The sequence below is a fragment of the Rhodococcus sp. C1 genome (genome assembly GCF_020809065.1).
In the GTDB taxonomy this organism is placed as follows: Bacteria; Actinomycetota; Actinomycetes; order Mycobacteriales; family Mycobacteriaceae; genus Rhodococcus_F; species Rhodococcus_F qingshengii.
Genome location: NZ_CP078080.1, coordinates 173,120 through 187,040, shown reverse-complemented (window position 1 = coordinate 187,040; position 13,921 = coordinate 173,120). Strand labels below are relative to the sequence as shown.

Sequence of the window (13,921 nt, the reverse complement as noted above, 5' to 3'; positions counted from 1 at the left end):
TCCGGTAGTACCGCGGGAGGACAAGCCCGGCGAACAAATCGCTTTCCGGCAGGACGCGGAATCGGCGGCCGAAAAATACCGTGAAGGTATGAACACAACACACCGCCGATTCCGCACTCTCGCCGTCGTTGCCGCCGCCGTCGGAGCTGCTGCACTCGTGACGTCCTGCTCCGGAACCTTCGAGAAGTTCGACGAATCCAAGGCGTACAAGAAAACCGAAACCTTCTCTTTTGCACAAGCATCCAACGGAATCGACACACTGCCGAGTTGGGTTCCCGCCGGCGCAACGGGTATCGACGAGGTCATCCGCACCACCGGCAACGAACGCATCCTGCGAATGACTGCGAACATCGCGGAGATAGATCACAACAGCTGCATCGCACGACCCACCGTCGAAACTCGTCCCGCATCGTTGTCCGCACAGTGGTGGCCGACGGGGGTCGAGAAGGGCAGTTCTTTTCAGTGCGGCGATTGGTACGTCGGCGAAAAGGACTCGTTCGTCTACGGGTACCGACCGGAAACTGTGGGCTTCGTCATCGATCAGCTCGACAAGAAGTAGCTCCCTCTCAGCGGCGACGACCCAGTAACCTGTTGGGATGACACAGGCGAAGAACTCGAGCGAATTCACCACTCTGCTGCGTCAGCAGATCCGTAACGAGTTCACTGCATCGCAGCAGTACATCGCGGTAGCGGTGTACTTCGATGCACACGATCTTCCGCAGATGGCCGCGCGCTTCTACAGCCAGGCCACCGAGGAACGCGGTCACGCGATGATGATGATCCAGTACCTGCTCGACAACGACCTCGACGTGGACGTTCCGGGCATCGACGACGTCGTGACGAAGTTCGACAGTGTCCGGGCTCCGGTCGAGTTGGCACTCGAGCAGGAGAAGACGGTCACGGAGCAGATCACGCAGCTGGCACGCACCGCGCGCGATACCGGCGACTACCTGGGCGAGCAGTTCATGCAGTGGTTCCTCAAGGAACAGGTCGAGGAAGTGGCAAGCATGACAACACTTCTCACCATCGTCGACCGCGCCGGCGACAACCTGTTCCACCTCGAAACGTTTGTCGCACGCGAGATGAACACCCCGGCCGCTGCCGACGCAATGGCGCCGACGCCCGCCGGCGGCGGCGTCTGAGGGCCACCGGCCTACCGAGTCTCAGGCCGCTCGGCGGCGTTCAGTGATCTGAGGAAATTGTTGTACGCCTCAAGATCACTGTCGCCGTCGATCTCGGCGCGGCGGTCCAGGTCGGCATTCATCCGTTTGTCGTCGCGGTTCCAGCGCATCGCGAAGATCACGACCACCACCAGCGCGACGGGCTCTCCGTACGACCACGCGAGGGCGCCCGCCAGCTGCTGATCCTGCATCACGTCCACGCCCCACTCCGGAGGCGGATCCACGAACGTGGTCAGCAGCGGCTTTGTCGCCATCATGAGTACGACGCCGATGAACACGTGCAGCGGCATCTCCACGAACAGGTCGAAACACCGGCCGAGGTAGCTCTGTCGCACCGGCAGTGGGCCGGTGGCGAGCACCGGCATGATGAATAGCAGACCGCTGGCGAGAAAGAAGATCTCGAGAAAGACGTGTCCAGCCGGTAACGCCGAGACGGTGTCGAAGATCGGCGACAGGTAGATCCCGTAGTAGCTGAACAGAAATACCGGGATCGTGAACCCGGGGTGCAGCATCCACCGCGCCGGACGGCTGCGCAATGCCGAGAGGGCAAGCGCGAGAATGCCTTTTCCTATTCCTCGGTGCGGCGTCGAACGTAGTAGCAGCAGTCCCGGCGAGCCCAGTACCCAGAGCGGCGGGATCGCCATCGAGAGCGTCAGGTGTTGGAACATCCAGACGCTGAAGAGTTCGTAGCCGTAGCTCTCGACCTTCAGTCCGGTCACCGCGATCAGCAGCAGGCACCCACCGAGGAAACACGCTGTCCGATGCCACGGCCCTGGTCGCCCACTCGCGCGAACTCGCTGAGCGCCAGTCCAATACCAGAGTGCAAGAACAACTCCCAGGGCAGGAAGAAGCGGGAGGGATGAGGTATCCCACTCCAGCATCTGCCCGATCGACGGCGGCGGCGTGTCATTCACGAACGCTTCACCGGCGGGTCCTCCTTCGTCTCCATGCGGGTACCGTCGACTCTACACCTAACTACTATGTTGGATAGTATTTAGGAATTCGACGGAAGGTACAGGTGCACAGCAGTGTCCAGAAGCATGAAGATATCCGCCGCCCTGATCGCGGTGTTCGCGGTAGCACTGATCACGTTCATCACCGTCGATCCGATTCGGGCAGACAACGAGAACGCCGATCGGGCAGCACAATCCACCGCCGTCCTCACCGACGACGCGTACCGATTGACCTCGGCCGCCGACGGCAAGGTGAACCTGGTCGAGTTCCTCGACTTCGAATGCGAAGCCTGCCTCGCGCTGTACCCGACGATGGAGCGGATCAGAGCGGAGTACGAGGATCGAATCACGTTCGGCATCAGATACTTTCCGATTCCGAGTCACACCAACAGCACTCTCGCGGCGCAGGTCGTCGAATCCGCATCTCGCCAGGGCAAATTCGTCGAGATGTACAAGCGAATGTACGAGACGCAGTCGCAATGGGGTGAATCCGCCGAATCACAGGAGGCGCTGTTCCGTTCCTACGCACAAGATCTCGGACTTGACATGGCCCGATTCGAATCCGACCTCGGCAGCCGCGGCGTCCGCGAGCGGGTCGAGCGCGACTTCGAAGAAGGCCGACGCCTCGGCGTCCAAGGTACTCCGACGCTGTTCCTCAACGACGTGAAGCTGGACCAGATGCCGAGCTACGAGCAGTTGAAAGCCCAGATCGATTCGGCCTTGGGAGAATGATCAGGTCAGAACAGCGCAGATCCCCGCGGAGACGGCCACTGTCACGGCTGCGGCAACGGCCGTCGTGACAGCGGCCGGCGCACAGGCCGCCACCGCGCAGGTCAGTCGCCGAGGCGACGCCACGTCGCCGTCGACCAGGGAACTCAATCGCACCGCGGTCGCGCCGCCGCGATCGCTCAAGCTCCAGTCCGGCTGAGGAAGCGGCGATTTCGACACCACGGCAAGGGCGGAACGCACCGCAGCCGGGCTGGTGACGCGAGCGGCATGTCTGTCCGCCGACAGTTCGACGATCGCGCCGACGGCAGCGGGTGCCGCCGCGAACAACGGCACTCGCGGAAGAACAGCGGCCAAGACTTCGCACGCACCGACAATTCGGTGATGACCGCCGCTCAGGTGTGCACGCTCGTGCGCGAGGACAGCATCACGCTCGCCTCCACTGAGAGCGGATGACAAGCCTTGCGTCGCAACAACAAATCCAGGCTTTCCGGCGACGCTGTACGCCATAGGCAGCGGATGATCCAACCACAACACGTCGGACTCCGAGTTGTCGCGGCGCGCGACGATCGAGAGAACATCACGATGGAAATCTCGGACCCTCGCATGCTCACGTGCCTGCTTGCGGCCGGCCAGCGCGATCCGAACGGCGATCACACCCACCACAGCAACGGCTGTGCCGGTGATCAGTTCACCCACCCATGAACTCGTGCCGTGCGCGAAGGCGCTGAAACACCGAGCGATACCGTCGACCAGCCCCTCGACCGGCGCGTGGCTCGGCCACACCAGAACCAAGACCGCGGAGAGAGCGAGATACAGAGCCGACGCCATGCTGCCGAGCCACGCCGCGAGCAGCACCGCCGGTGACAACGCCGAGGAAACGGCTCGCAACACTCTCGGAACCAGGAATCCCACGAGCATCGCACCGAGAAACATCGGCAACGCCAACGTCATTGCACACCTTCCCCGGAAAGACCCCGGCGCAGGGCCTCGTTCTCGGCATCTGTCATGGTCTTGGCGAAGTGCAACAGCACGGCAGCGGAATCGGAACTGCTGTCCAACAATTCGCGCAGTGCTCTGGATGTGGCCTCTTCACGGCTGCGACTCGGCCGATAGAAGTAGGCGCGACTCTTCTTCTCACGACTCACCCAGCCCTTGTCGTAGAGATGCGTCACGACGGTCAGGATGGTGGTGTACGCAAGTTGTCGACGCTCACCCAGGGTCTCGACCAGATCCTTGACCGAGAGCGCGTCGTCGGACTGCCAGAGCACATCCATGACCTCGGCTTCGAGTCCGCCAAGCCCCTGCATTGCTCCTCCATCGCGTCGTGACAGAACTTCAGTCGCCCGTGGTCTTCTCCCCGAACGACACGCCCCGGGAATTCAGGTACGCGAGCGGATCGGTCTTCTGTCCGTCAGATTGCCACACCTCGTAGTGCAGGTGTGGTCCTGTCGATTGTCCACGATTGCCCACGGTCGCGATCAACTCACCCGCCCGCACCTTCTGACCCGCAACCACGAGCGCCTCGTTGATGTGTCCGTAGACGCCGACGGTCCCGTCGTCCTGCTGGATGCGGACCCAGAGCCCGAATCCCGCGGCGGGACCGGATTCGAGCACAACACCGTCGGTCGCCGACACGATGGGCGTTCCGATCGCGTTCGCGATGTCGAGACCGTAGTGGGTGGTTCCCCACCGTGGACCGAAGTTGGACGTCATCGTCCCGCTGACGGGGGCCATCACCTGTGGCTTTTCGGCCTCGAACGCCAGCGCCGCTCGCTCGGATTCGAGTTGTCGCGTCTTGCCGAGTTGTTCGGCTATTCCAGCAAGATCCGTCGGCCGGACAAGGTCGAGGATCTCCGGCGCCGACACCGCAGATGCATCCTCGACTGCAATCGGCGGCGGCGACGCGTGCCCGATGGAAGTGCCGGACGCGAGGATTGCACCCGTCGCCACGGAAACCGCGGCCATGCGCCCGCCGGGTCTGATCGGCTCGGATTTTCGATGTCTTCCCACTTCTCGGTCCTCGCGTCGATGACAAATGAAGGTCTACGCCGCCACCTTACAACTATGTTGCATAGTTTTTAAGACATGCACTATTGCGCATATATGCATATGTGTCTAGGCTGGCGTCGACGAAAGGACCTTCGATGTCACACGGACACGGGCACGGAATCTCCCCCGCCGAGGCTGCGACCAGCAACAGCGGCAAGCATGTCAACAAACTGTGGATCGCCGCCGGCCTCGGGTTGGTGACCTTCGTGCTGCAGGTGACGGTCGGCCTCTTCACCTCGTCACTGGCCCTGCTCTCGGACTCGGCGCACGTGTTCACAGACATCTTCGGCATCTTCATGGCGCTCGCCGCGATCCTCGTCGCACAGCGTGCCGCCCGGCGCCCCGACCGTACTTTCGGCATGTACCGCACGGAAGTGTTTGCGGCACTGGCCAATGCGATCCTGCTCTTCGCAGTCGCCGGGTGGGTGCTCTACGAGGCCGCCAGCCGCTTCACGGATCCGCCCGAGGTTCCCGGCCTTCCCGTCGCGACAGTCGCCGTCGTCGGTCTGGCGATGAACGTCATCGCCTTCCTCATGCTGCGCAGCGGCGCGAAGGAAAGCATCAACATCCGCGGCGCCTACCTCGAAGTCATGGCAGACATGGTCGGGTCCATCGGCGTCCTTGTCAGCGGCTTGGTCACGCTTGCGTTCGGTTGGCGCTACGCCGACCCCGTCATCGGCGTCGCGATCGGCCTCTTCGTCTTGCCACGTGCCTTCAACCTGGGCCGCCACGCCGTCCGCATCTTGCTCCAGCAGGCTCCCGATCGCATCGACATCACCTCGATCATCGAGAAGATCAACGCACTCCCGGGCGTCGTCGACGCGCACGATCTGCACGTCTGGACACTCACCTCGGGGATGGAAGTTGCTTCCGTTCACGTCACCGCGGTCAGTGACGCCGATCCCACAACGGTGCTCGCAGCAACCCGAACCTTGCTTGCCGAGGTATTCGAACTGGGGCACGCCACCGTACAGGTGGAACTACAGGGAAGCGACGGTAAATGCGCGGAACTCGCCTGGTGAAATGGACATTCCTAAATGAAACATTCGAATTCACCGGGCTCGATAACCTCACCGAATTCGAAGAAAAATTAGGTCTTCTTTAGTTTGGGAACGCTTACCACAATAAGGTCATACTGGGATGACAGGGCCTCTGACCTGCACTATCTTGGAATTCATGACTTCTGGGGAGACTCACATGACCAAATTCCACGCACTACTCCGAGACCAGATTCGCAACGAGTTCAACGCTTCGCATCAGTACATCGCGACAGCGGTTTACTTCGACAATGCGGATCTGCCACAGCTGGCAAAGCACTTCTACAAGCAGGCTGTGGAAGAGCGTAACCACGCCATGATGATCGTTCAGTATTTCCTCGATCGCGACATCAATGTCGAACTCACCGGCGTCGACGCCGCGAAGGCCGACTTCAAGGATGCCCGCGAGCCCATCGCTCTCGCGCTGACGCAGGAGAAGACGGTCACCGAGCAAATCGTCCAGCTCGCGAGCACTGCCCGCGAAGAAGGCGACTACCTCGGCGAGCAGTTCATGCAGTGGTTCCTCAAGGAGCAGGTCGAGGAAGTTGCAAGCATGACAACACTTCTCACCATCGCGGACCGCGCAGGCGCCAACCTGTTCGACCTCGAAGACTTCGTGTCCCGCGAGATGAGCACCGTCGGTGACACCACCGGTGCACCGAGCGCAGCCGGCGGAACCATCTAGCCTGCAGCACTCACGGATTTTGCCCTCGAGCCGAACGGTTCGCTTCCTGCCAGCAGGATCGAACTGATCAGCTCGGGGGCATCTGTCATCGGTACGTGCCCCAGGCCGGGCAGAACCATCAACTTTGCCTGCGGGAACGGCTTTTTCACGCGCTGCGCCTGATACACGGGCAGGATGAGATCGCGTCGACCCCACGCAACCGTCACCGGCACAGTGGGATCCACGATGGGCGGCAGCACGAAGTCCATCTCGAGACCGAGATCGACGAGTTCGTTCGACACGAGCGAACGGCAGTCGGCCAACGCCGCTGCATAACCGACATGACTCGGATGAGCGAAGAACGCGGCGAGCGCCGGATAGCGAATCAGCTTGTACCGCAATGCGCGTGGCAATCCGTCACCCATGAGCTTGGCCGTGCCGCGCAGTGCACGGAACGTGTTGATCGCTCGCACCTGATCGAGGTGATTGACAAAGAACCCGGCCGGCGAAAGAGCTGTCGCCGACGCGACATCTCCGCGCGCTGCCAGCGAGAGGGCAATCCAGCCGCCGAGGGAGTTTCCCGCGACGTGGGCACGCTCCCCCGCCGGCGTCACTTCCTTGACGAACTCACTGACATCGTCGATCAGCTGTCCCATGACGTCCGGACCGAGTTCGGGCAGCAGCGACTCTCCGTGACCCGGCAGGTCGACGGTGACGACGCGGCGGTACGGCGTCAGCTGGTCCAAAAGCGAATCCCACGCCTGCCGTCGATGGACGATGCCATGGACGAGCACAAGCGTGGGACCACTACCGGAGATGTCATGCGACAAGGTCATGTCACCAACATTAACCGTAACTTCGCGTAACGCCTATAGTTCGGGCGAAAAAATCAGCGCAGCGTGACCTGACGACCACGAAGTCCGTCGCGCGAGCGAAGCTCGGCCGAGGTCAGCGGAGCATCGACGGCCAGAGCCTCGGCAAGACGCTCACCGAGCTCGACGGTTGCCGCTACCCACTCGTTTGCATGCTTTTCGCGGTCGAGGTCGAAGACGGGAACCAACAGGCCGTGGGTGCGGAACGAGCCTGCGTAGCGCGAGCCCTCACCCAGATGCAGTCCACCGGTCGCGTGCACGCGCGCCAGCGCGAGCATCAGGTCGTCTTCGCTCTCGGGACGAACCCAACGCAGGTGCGCCTTCTCGCCGGCGTCGACCCACCACGCGGCAACGAGGCCGTCGCCTTCGAGGCGTGCAGAGGGCATGATCGCCGAGTTGGCGTGCTGCACGGTGGCGGCAACCTCGGGATCGGTTTCGACGCCCTCGGGGATCCACCAGTTGAAGTTCTGGTGCACGGTGATGTCGAGCAGTGCCGAGGGATCGACGACAGCGGTGACTGCGGGGGTCTCGGAATCGGGGTTCGCGGCAGAAAGCGCGTCGCCGGGGGCCGCGTCCTTGATCCAGTTCACCGAAGCGGCGAGGTCTGCGCCGAGGTCGGCCGAGTGCGCCTGAACCTGGACACCGACAAATCCTGTGGCCGTCTCGCCCTCGTCGCGGACGAGTGCGGCAACAGCGCCGGGGAGGACCGTTGCCAACGTGACGGGACGGTCGGAGCCGATGACCGGCAACGGAGCCGTGGCGGACGGAACGAATTCGCGCAGCGCAACCAGATCGCACTCGGCGGCAAGGCCCTCGAACGGGCGGCTGACTACGCCGGCAGCAGCTTCACGCTCTGCTTGGCGTGCCGCCAGCTTCTCTGCGCGTGCGCTGCCCTGCTTCGGTCCACTGTTTCTTTTGCTCTTCTTGGCCACGAGGGCAAAATCTACACGCTGCCCAGCCATTGCTTCGTGCGCCCGGGATGGTTGGTGGCAACCCAACTGACCCCGAGCTCACGACACAGGTCCACATCCGCCTTGTCGTCGACGGTCCAGCAGTACGTCGCGCGGCCCGCAGCAGCGGCCCGATCGACCAGATCGGGATGTTCGCGCAGAGCCTTGATCGACGGCCCGATCGCCGTAGCGCCCACAGCCGTCGACGCACCGCCGCCGAGGTACCGCGACGCGTCACCGAGCAGGACCGTCGGCAGCAGCGGTGCCGAACGACGCACTCGCCACACCGCACTCGCCGAGAAAGACATGACGACAGCGCGCGAATGATCGGCCGACGGCGGTGACGCGATCCCGAAGCGGTGCAGTTCCGCCAGGAGTTTGGCTTCGACCAATCCGCCGAACCTCACGGGGTGCTTGGTCTCGATGAACAGCTTCACCGGGCGCGCAAAATCCAGAGCGAGGGTGATGAGGTCGGAGAGAGTCAGCAGTTCGGCCGGTTCGCTCGTCGACCCGTAGTCCAGAGCGTTCAGCGAATCGAGCGTCATCTCGCTGACGATCCCCGTGCCGCTGGAGGTGCGGTCGACCTTGCGGTCGTGAACGCAGACCAGGTGTCCGTCGCGGGTGAGCCGGACGTCGCATTCGAGCCCGTCGGCACCCTCCTCGAGGGCCAGTTCGTAGGCGGCGAGGGTGTGCTCCGGCCGCGCAGCCGACGCACCTCGGTGCGCAACGACGAGTGGACCTCGACGATCTGGGCTCACAGGGCAGCGGTCTCCTTCTCGTCCAGCACCGTCTTCTCTTCCAGCACCGTCTTTTCTTCCAGCACCGAGCGCGGCACTGGCACCCACCGGGTTTCCGATTCCGGTTCACCGCGCCAGCTCTTGCGCTCGATCCGGCGGATCACGACGAGTGTCAACGCCGCGGTGACGGCAGCGATCAGTGCGATGAAAGCGTTCAGCAGAACCCCGTCGGCCATTGCCTGAATCCCCGGGCGTGATCGCCAGTACGCGTTGACCACCAGCAGCAGAGCGCTGAATCCCCAGAAGCCCCACCAGATCTTGACCAGCAGGGTTCCGCGCGGATCGCGGCGGACCAACTCGAAGAGATAAACGGCCGGCATCACCAGGTTGAGGATCGGCACAGCGCAGCCGACGACAACTTCCGACGCTGTGCGTGGATCGGATTCCCGGACACCTGCGAAGTGTTCACGACGCCGACGAAGCAGCCAGCACACAGCGGCGATTGCCGCGAAGACCGAGATCAGCAGTCCACCCAACTGAGTGAAGTACACGGCGGCGTCGGAGACCGTGAGCAGCGGCTGCGGGATCAGCCTGGTGCGGTTGCGGACCAGGATCGCGTATCTGCCCAGTTCGGCGAAAACCGCCAGTCCGTAGAGGATCGTTGCGAGCGTCAGCAACGGCCCGACTCGGTCGGCCATCCGGTCCGCTCGCGAGGGCGGCACCGGTGAGGTGTCGACGACGTCCTGTAGTCCCCACTGCGGGACAGCGTCGTAGCGCGGAGTGGAGAAGCTACGACGCACTGGTGCGTCCCCCACGCCGCGGGGGTCGGACGGGGAGCGCGCGATCCAGCGGAAGCCACGGCGGTTGGGCGGTTGGTAGATCTCGGTGCGGGTGGGGATCAGCAGGACGCCGCTGCAGCGCGGGCACCACTGCGTCGGGCCGCCGACGACAGGCCAGCGTGCGGCGCACCGGGCGCAGACCTGAACGACACTCACAACTTCGATTCTGTCACGCCGTATCGGTAACGGCAGCAAATGGATTCACTCCCGATTTGTGATCGAACCTCCACCGCGTTCACCTGCATTGTTCGAATAATGTGACCTCCGCCACTTAAAAACTCGAGTTATCCACAGTTTCCACAGGTTCATCCACAGTTCTGGATGAATGAATCGGGCTTTATCCACAGGTCACGGGCAAGACCCTGAGAATTTGCTGACAGGTGTTAGCGAACGATGCACAGGCTCGAGGATGAATTTGACACCGCAGGTCAGTGAACTTTCGGGCGTCGACGTCATTTATCCCGGCAAAGTTCACAATCCATTCAGAAATTGCTCCCGAAAAGACAGAAAAGACCGGTATCCCCTTTTTATGAGAAGTCGGTTTTTGACACACCTGGAAGCATGACCGTCGATGACTTCTCCACAGCCCGAGCCAACTCTGACGTTCACCCCGAGACGGGTCACGCAGCTCGCGTTCGTGTTGATCGGATGTCAGCTCGTCATTCGCGTCTGGGTTGCCGCGAGCAATTACTTCTACTGGGACGACCTCATCCTGATGGGCCGTGGAGGACGCTTCCCACTCTTCTCGAGCGAACTCCTGCTCTACGACCACGACGGTCACTTCATGCCCGCGGCCTTCTTCTTCACCGGGTTGATCGCCCGTATCGCGCCGTACAACTGGGCGCTGTCGGCAACGCTGCTCGTCATCGGTCAGGCCGCCGCGTCGTTGGCGCTTCTGCGCGCTCTTCGGTTGGTCCTCGGCCGGCGACCGGCACTGTTGATTCCGCTGATCCTGTATCTGTTCGTCCCGCTGACACTTCCGGCGTTCTCGTGGTGGGCAGCCGCGCTCAATGCGTTGCCGCTCCAGATCGCACTGGCCTGGGCATGCGGCGACGCGATCAAGCTGTACCGCACCGGGCAGGTGCGCTATGTGTTCTCGGGCACCGCGGTTTTTGTCATCTCCTTGCTGTTCTTCGAGAAAGCAGTGCTCGTTCCGTTCGTCGCACTCGCTTTTCTGGTGCTGTACTTGCGCACACAAGGTGAAGGAACCCCGATACGAAGTGCGATCACGAAGTGCCGACTCCTGTGGACGGCCTGTGCCGCCGTGCTCGCGATCTGGATTCCGGTGTATCTGACAACTGTCGAATCTCCGATCACCGGATACGGCCGTTCGATGTCCACCGAACTGCTGCATCACGGAACGTCTTTGGGGATGCTTCCCACTCTTCTCGGCGGCCCCTGGCGCTGGGAGCGGTGGATCCCCAGCCCCGCCTGGGCCGATCCGCCGACGCTCTTGGTGGCCGCAGCCTGGGCCGCGCTGCTGACGACGGTCGTGATGACCGTGCGTGCCCGACGCGGCGCTGCCTGGATCTGGGTCGCCGCGGCGCTGTACTTCCTGGCCTCTGTCGTGGCGATGACCGCTACCCGATCCGACGCCGACACCACGTACGAGTTGGCGCAGACCTTGCGTTACTTCACGGATTCGGCGACGGTGTTCGCCCTCGCCGCCGCTTTGATTCTCGCTGCGCCTCGGCGACGTCCGGCCCGTTTGCCCGTCGCAGTCGCCGCCGGCCTGTCAGTGCTCTTCGTGATCAGTTCGCTCGTCTCGACCGTCACATTCGTCGACATCTGGCGCGAGAACCCGACCCGCGACTACCTCGCGAACGCGCGAATGTCGTTGTCACAGAATCAGGACGCTCCACTGCTCGAGCAACCCGTCGCGATCCAAGTGCTCCTTCCCGTCGCCTTTCCGAACAATTTGGCAAGCAACGTTCTCGCGCCGCTGCCTGATCGCCCCGAATTCTCTTCCAGCACTCCGATTCTGCGCACCATCGACGACAGCGGTCAGATCGTCGATGCCGAAGTGACCTGGACGAGAAGGATTCCCGAAGGAACGGCGCCGAACTGCGGCATCCGTGCCGAAGGCCCGACCGAACTCCCCCTCGACGGCCCCCTGGCCGGCTGGGAATGGACGGTTCAGCTCAATTACCTCGCCAGCGCCGACGGAACGATCGATGTTGCGTTGGAGTCCGGCGACGCAGTATCCGTACCCGTCACCCAAGGTTTGCACTCGGTGTTCGTGCGCCTGGTCGGCCACGGAAACAGTGTGAAGATCACGCCGACAACGCCGGGACCGACCCTGTGTTTCGGCGCCGGACAAGTCGGTGCCGTCGTCCCGACCAAGTGAAATAGTGGCAGAGTAGAACTCATGGAGCTGCGTATATTCACCGAACCCCAGCAGGGCGCTACCTACGAACAACTACTGACTGTTGCCCAGACCGCCGAAAAACTTGGCTACGGCGCATTTTTCCGCTCGGACCACTATCTCGCCATGAATTCCGACGGCCTTCCCGGGCCCACCGACGCGTGGATCACGCTCGCCGGAATCGCCCGCGAAACATCCACCATCCGCCTCGGCACTCTGGTGACGTCGGCTACGTTCCGTCACGCCGGACCGCTGGCCATTTCGGTCGCACAGGTCGATCAGATGAGTGGTGGCCGCGTAGACCTCGGCATCGGCGCCGGCTGGTACGAGGAAGAGCACCAGGCGTACGGCATCCCGTTTCCGGCGCTCAAGGATCGCTTCGAATTGCTCGAGGAAACTCTCGACGTCGTGACCGGTCTGTGGCGTACGACGGTCGGCGACACGTTCGACTACGACGGTAAGCACGTGCAGATCAAGAACTCTCCCGCGCTTCCCAAACCGCACCAGGTCGACGGTCCGCCGATCCTGATCGGTGGCACGGGCAAGAAGAAGACTCCAGCGCTCGCCGCTCGGTTCGCAAACGAGTTCAACATCCCGTTCAAGTCCCTCGAGGAAACGAAGGACATCTTTGCGCGGGTTCGTCAGGCTTGCGTCGACATCGAGCGCGATCCGAACGAATTGGTGTACTCCAACGCTCTCGTCCTGTGCTGCGGCCGCGACGAGGCGGAGATCAAGAAGCGCGCCGAGGCTATCGGACGCGACGTCGACGAGCTACGTGAGAACGGTCTGGCCGGAACACCTTCGGAGCTGGTCGACAAGATCGGCACTTTCGCCGACGCCGGTTCACAGCGCGTGTATCTGCAGACTCTCGATCTCGCCGATCTGGATCATCTCGAACTCGTCGCAAGCGAGGTCATGCCCCAACTGCAGTAAGGAATGGGCCGGGATCTACAGCGCGTTCGCGTCGAGGAACGCGCGTAGGTCTCGGTCCCACTGGGCCGAGCGGGAACGGTCGAGAAAGACGCGCACCAGCATGAAAGCGATGACCAGCAGCGACATCACGCTGAACCAGGTGAAAACCCCGGTCACCACGGCTGCGACGTCGGCAGCACTCTGAGTGATCGGAGCTACGGTCTTGTCGCCCTGATCATTGACGTAGATGGGGACCTCGGTGCCGGCGGGCGTCGCCGAGTCGACAGTGACATCACCCGTGTGAACCTGGCCGTTCCAGTTCCACTGCGCGCTGGCCATTTCGGTGGTCGGCGCAATGTAATCGGCTGTCGAGGCGGTGGTCTGCGTTGAATCTGCAGTCGTCGTCGCCGAAATGCTGTGTAATTCGGCGGATTGTTTGGCGATCAGTGCGTTCTGGCTCGAAGCAGTCGCAGCCCCTGCCCATACCGCGAGAGGCAGCAGAAGAATCGCGAAAATGATCAGACCGAAGGACATGAACCCTTCGATCCGATCACTGCGGCGAACCATCGGATCGTGCCCTACATGAATGGTGCGTCGGAGCAGCGACGCAGTTCCTCGCGTACTACCTGACAT

Annotated in this window: 16 protein-coding genes; 7 read left to right on the top strand and 9 right to left on the bottom strand. The window is 62.5% G+C overall.

The window, feature by feature from the left end; all coding sequences use genetic code 11:
* The first annotated feature begins 88 nt into the window (after positions 1–88).
* Complete coding sequence (locus KTR60_RS00865) at positions 89–559, top strand: hypothetical protein (RefSeq protein ID WP_125050177.1); 471 nt, start codon at positions 89–91, stop codon at positions 557–559.
* A gap of 37 nt (positions 560–596) precedes the next feature.
* Complete coding sequence (locus KTR60_RS00860; RefSeq protein ID WP_003944176.1) at positions 597–1,142, top strand: ferritin; 546 nt, start codon at positions 597–599, stop codon at positions 1,140–1,142.
* Between the two features lie 11 nt (positions 1,143–1,153).
* On the opposite strand, the gene KTR60_RS00855 is transcribed toward KTR60_RS00860, so the two are convergent.
* Positions 1,154–2,095, bottom strand: a complete 942-nt coding sequence (locus tag KTR60_RS00855) for a cytochrome c oxidase assembly protein (RefSeq protein WP_125050176.1) — start codon at positions 2,093–2,095, stop codon at positions 1,154–1,156.
* A 126-nt stretch (positions 2,096–2,221) separates the two neighbouring features.
* Here KTR60_RS00855 and KTR60_RS00850 point away from each other — a divergent pair, with 126 nt between their 5' ends.
* Complete coding sequence (locus KTR60_RS00850) at positions 2,222–2,866, top strand: DsbA family protein (protein ID WP_030535837.1); 645 nt, start codon at positions 2,222–2,224, stop codon at positions 2,864–2,866.
* Here KTR60_RS00850 and KTR60_RS00845 read toward each other — a convergent pair whose 3' ends face one another.
* The 3 genes from KTR60_RS00845 to KTR60_RS00835 are packed head-to-tail and all read right to left on the bottom strand — an operon-like array spanning position 2,867 to position 4,828.
* Positions 2,867–3,814: a M56 family metallopeptidase gene (locus KTR60_RS00845; protein WP_125050175.1), complete on the bottom strand. Its 948-nt coding sequence runs from the start codon at positions 3,812–3,814 to the stop codon at positions 2,867–2,869. It lies immediately after the preceding gene.
* Complete coding sequence (locus tag KTR60_RS00840; protein WP_003944179.1) at positions 3,811–4,170, bottom strand: BlaI/MecI/CopY family transcriptional regulator; 360 nt, start codon at positions 4,168–4,170, stop codon at positions 3,811–3,813. The genes KTR60_RS00845 and KTR60_RS00840 overlap by 4 nt, the downstream gene beginning before the upstream one ends.
* A gap of 28 nt (positions 4,171–4,198) precedes the next feature.
* Entirely contained in the window at positions 4,199–4,828 is a 630-nt protein-coding gene (locus KTR60_RS00835) for a M23 family metallopeptidase (protein ID WP_042453198.1), read from the bottom strand.
* A gap of 179 nt (positions 4,829–5,007) precedes the next feature.
* On the opposite strand from KTR60_RS00835, the gene KTR60_RS00830 reads away from it, so the two are divergent.
* Entirely contained in the window at positions 5,008–5,934 is a 927-nt protein-coding gene (locus tag KTR60_RS00830) for a cation diffusion facilitator family transporter (RefSeq protein WP_003944149.1), read from the top strand.
* 154 nt (positions 5,935–6,088) lie between these two features.
* Positions 6,089–6,634, top strand: a complete 546-nt coding sequence (locus KTR60_RS00825) for a ferritin (protein ID WP_030535839.1) — start codon at positions 6,089–6,091, stop codon at positions 6,632–6,634.
* On the opposite strand, the gene KTR60_RS00820 is transcribed toward KTR60_RS00825, so the two are convergent.
* The 4 genes from KTR60_RS00820 to KTR60_RS00805 are packed head-to-tail and all read right to left on the bottom strand — an operon-like array spanning position 6,631 to position 10,167.
* Positions 6,631–7,449, bottom strand: coding sequence for an alpha/beta fold hydrolase (locus KTR60_RS00820; RefSeq protein ID WP_003944129.1), 819 nt, complete (start codon positions 7,447–7,449; stop codon positions 6,631–6,633). The two genes, KTR60_RS00825 and KTR60_RS00820, sit on opposite strands and share 4 nt — an antisense overlap.
* A 53-nt stretch (positions 7,450–7,502) precedes the next feature.
* Positions 7,503–8,417 (bottom strand): DUF5926 family protein, encoded by a 915-nt coding sequence (locus KTR60_RS00815; RefSeq protein ID WP_003944127.1) that lies wholly within the window; start codon positions 8,415–8,417, stop codon positions 7,503–7,505.
* Positions 8,418–8,428: 11 nt separating this feature from the next.
* Positions 8,429–9,193, bottom strand: coding sequence for a glycerophosphodiester phosphodiesterase (locus KTR60_RS00810; protein WP_003944175.1), 765 nt, complete (start codon positions 9,191–9,193; stop codon positions 8,429–8,431).
* A complete protein-coding gene (locus KTR60_RS00805; RefSeq protein ID WP_228401664.1) occupies positions 9,190–10,167 on the bottom strand; it encodes a DUF4328 domain-containing protein in 978 nt (325 codons plus the stop codon). Before KTR60_RS00805 ends, KTR60_RS00810 begins: the two co-directional genes overlap by 4 nt.
* 415 nt (positions 10,168–10,582) lie before the next feature.
* On the opposite strand from KTR60_RS00805, the gene KTR60_RS00800 reads away from it, so the two are divergent.
* Positions 10,583–12,358, top strand: coding sequence for a hypothetical protein (locus KTR60_RS00800; RefSeq protein ID WP_042453206.1), 1,776 nt, complete (start codon positions 10,583–10,585; stop codon positions 12,356–12,358).
* Between the two features lie 21 nt (positions 12,359–12,379).
* A complete protein-coding gene (locus tag KTR60_RS00795; protein WP_042453209.1) occupies positions 12,380–13,309 on the top strand; it encodes an LLM class F420-dependent oxidoreductase in 930 nt (309 codons plus the stop codon).
* Between the two features lie 15 nt (positions 13,310–13,324).
* On the opposite strand, the gene KTR60_RS00790 is transcribed toward KTR60_RS00795, so the two are convergent.
* Positions 13,325–13,921: a hypothetical protein gene (locus tag KTR60_RS00790; RefSeq protein ID WP_223304488.1), complete on the bottom strand. Its 597-nt coding sequence runs from the start codon at positions 13,919–13,921 to the stop codon at positions 13,325–13,327.

Coding starts and splice junctions, on each gene's coding strand:
- KTR60_RS00795 (WP_042453209.1), top strand. CDS start 12,380: ATGGAGCTGCGTATATTCACCGAACCCCAGCAGGGCGCTACCTACGAA.
- KTR60_RS00790 (WP_223304488.1), bottom strand. CDS start 13,921: ATGTCAGGTAGTACGCGAGGAACTGCGTCGCTGCTCCGACGCACCATT.
- KTR60_RS00845 (WP_125050175.1), bottom strand. CDS start 3,814: ATGACGTTGGCGTTGCCGATGTTTCTCGGTGCGATGCTCGTGGGATTC.
- KTR60_RS00830 (WP_003944149.1), top strand. CDS start 5,008: ATGTCACACGGACACGGGCACGGAATCTCCCCCGCCGAGGCTGCGACC.
- KTR60_RS00820 (WP_003944129.1), bottom strand. CDS start 7,449: ATGACCTTGTCGCATGACATCTCCGGTAGTGGTCCCACGCTTGTGCTC.
- KTR60_RS00825 (WP_030535839.1), top strand. CDS start 6,089: ATGACTTCTGGGGAGACTCACATGACCAAATTCCACGCACTACTCCGA.
- KTR60_RS00835 (WP_042453198.1), bottom strand. CDS start 4,828: ATGGCCGCGGTTTCCGTGGCGACGGGTGCAATCCTCGCGTCCGGCACT.
- KTR60_RS00865 (WP_125050177.1), top strand. CDS start 89: ATGAACACAACACACCGCCGATTCCGCACTCTCGCCGTCGTTGCCGCC.
- KTR60_RS00840 (WP_003944179.1), bottom strand. CDS start 4,170: ATGCAGGGGCTTGGCGGACTCGAAGCCGAGGTCATGGATGTGCTCTGG.
- KTR60_RS00850 (WP_030535837.1), top strand. CDS start 2,222: ATGAAGATATCCGCCGCCCTGATCGCGGTGTTCGCGGTAGCACTGATC.
- KTR60_RS00860 (WP_003944176.1), top strand. CDS start 597: ATGACACAGGCGAAGAACTCGAGCGAATTCACCACTCTGCTGCGTCAG.
- KTR60_RS00800 (WP_042453206.1), top strand. CDS start 10,583: ATGACTTCTCCACAGCCCGAGCCAACTCTGACGTTCACCCCGAGACGG.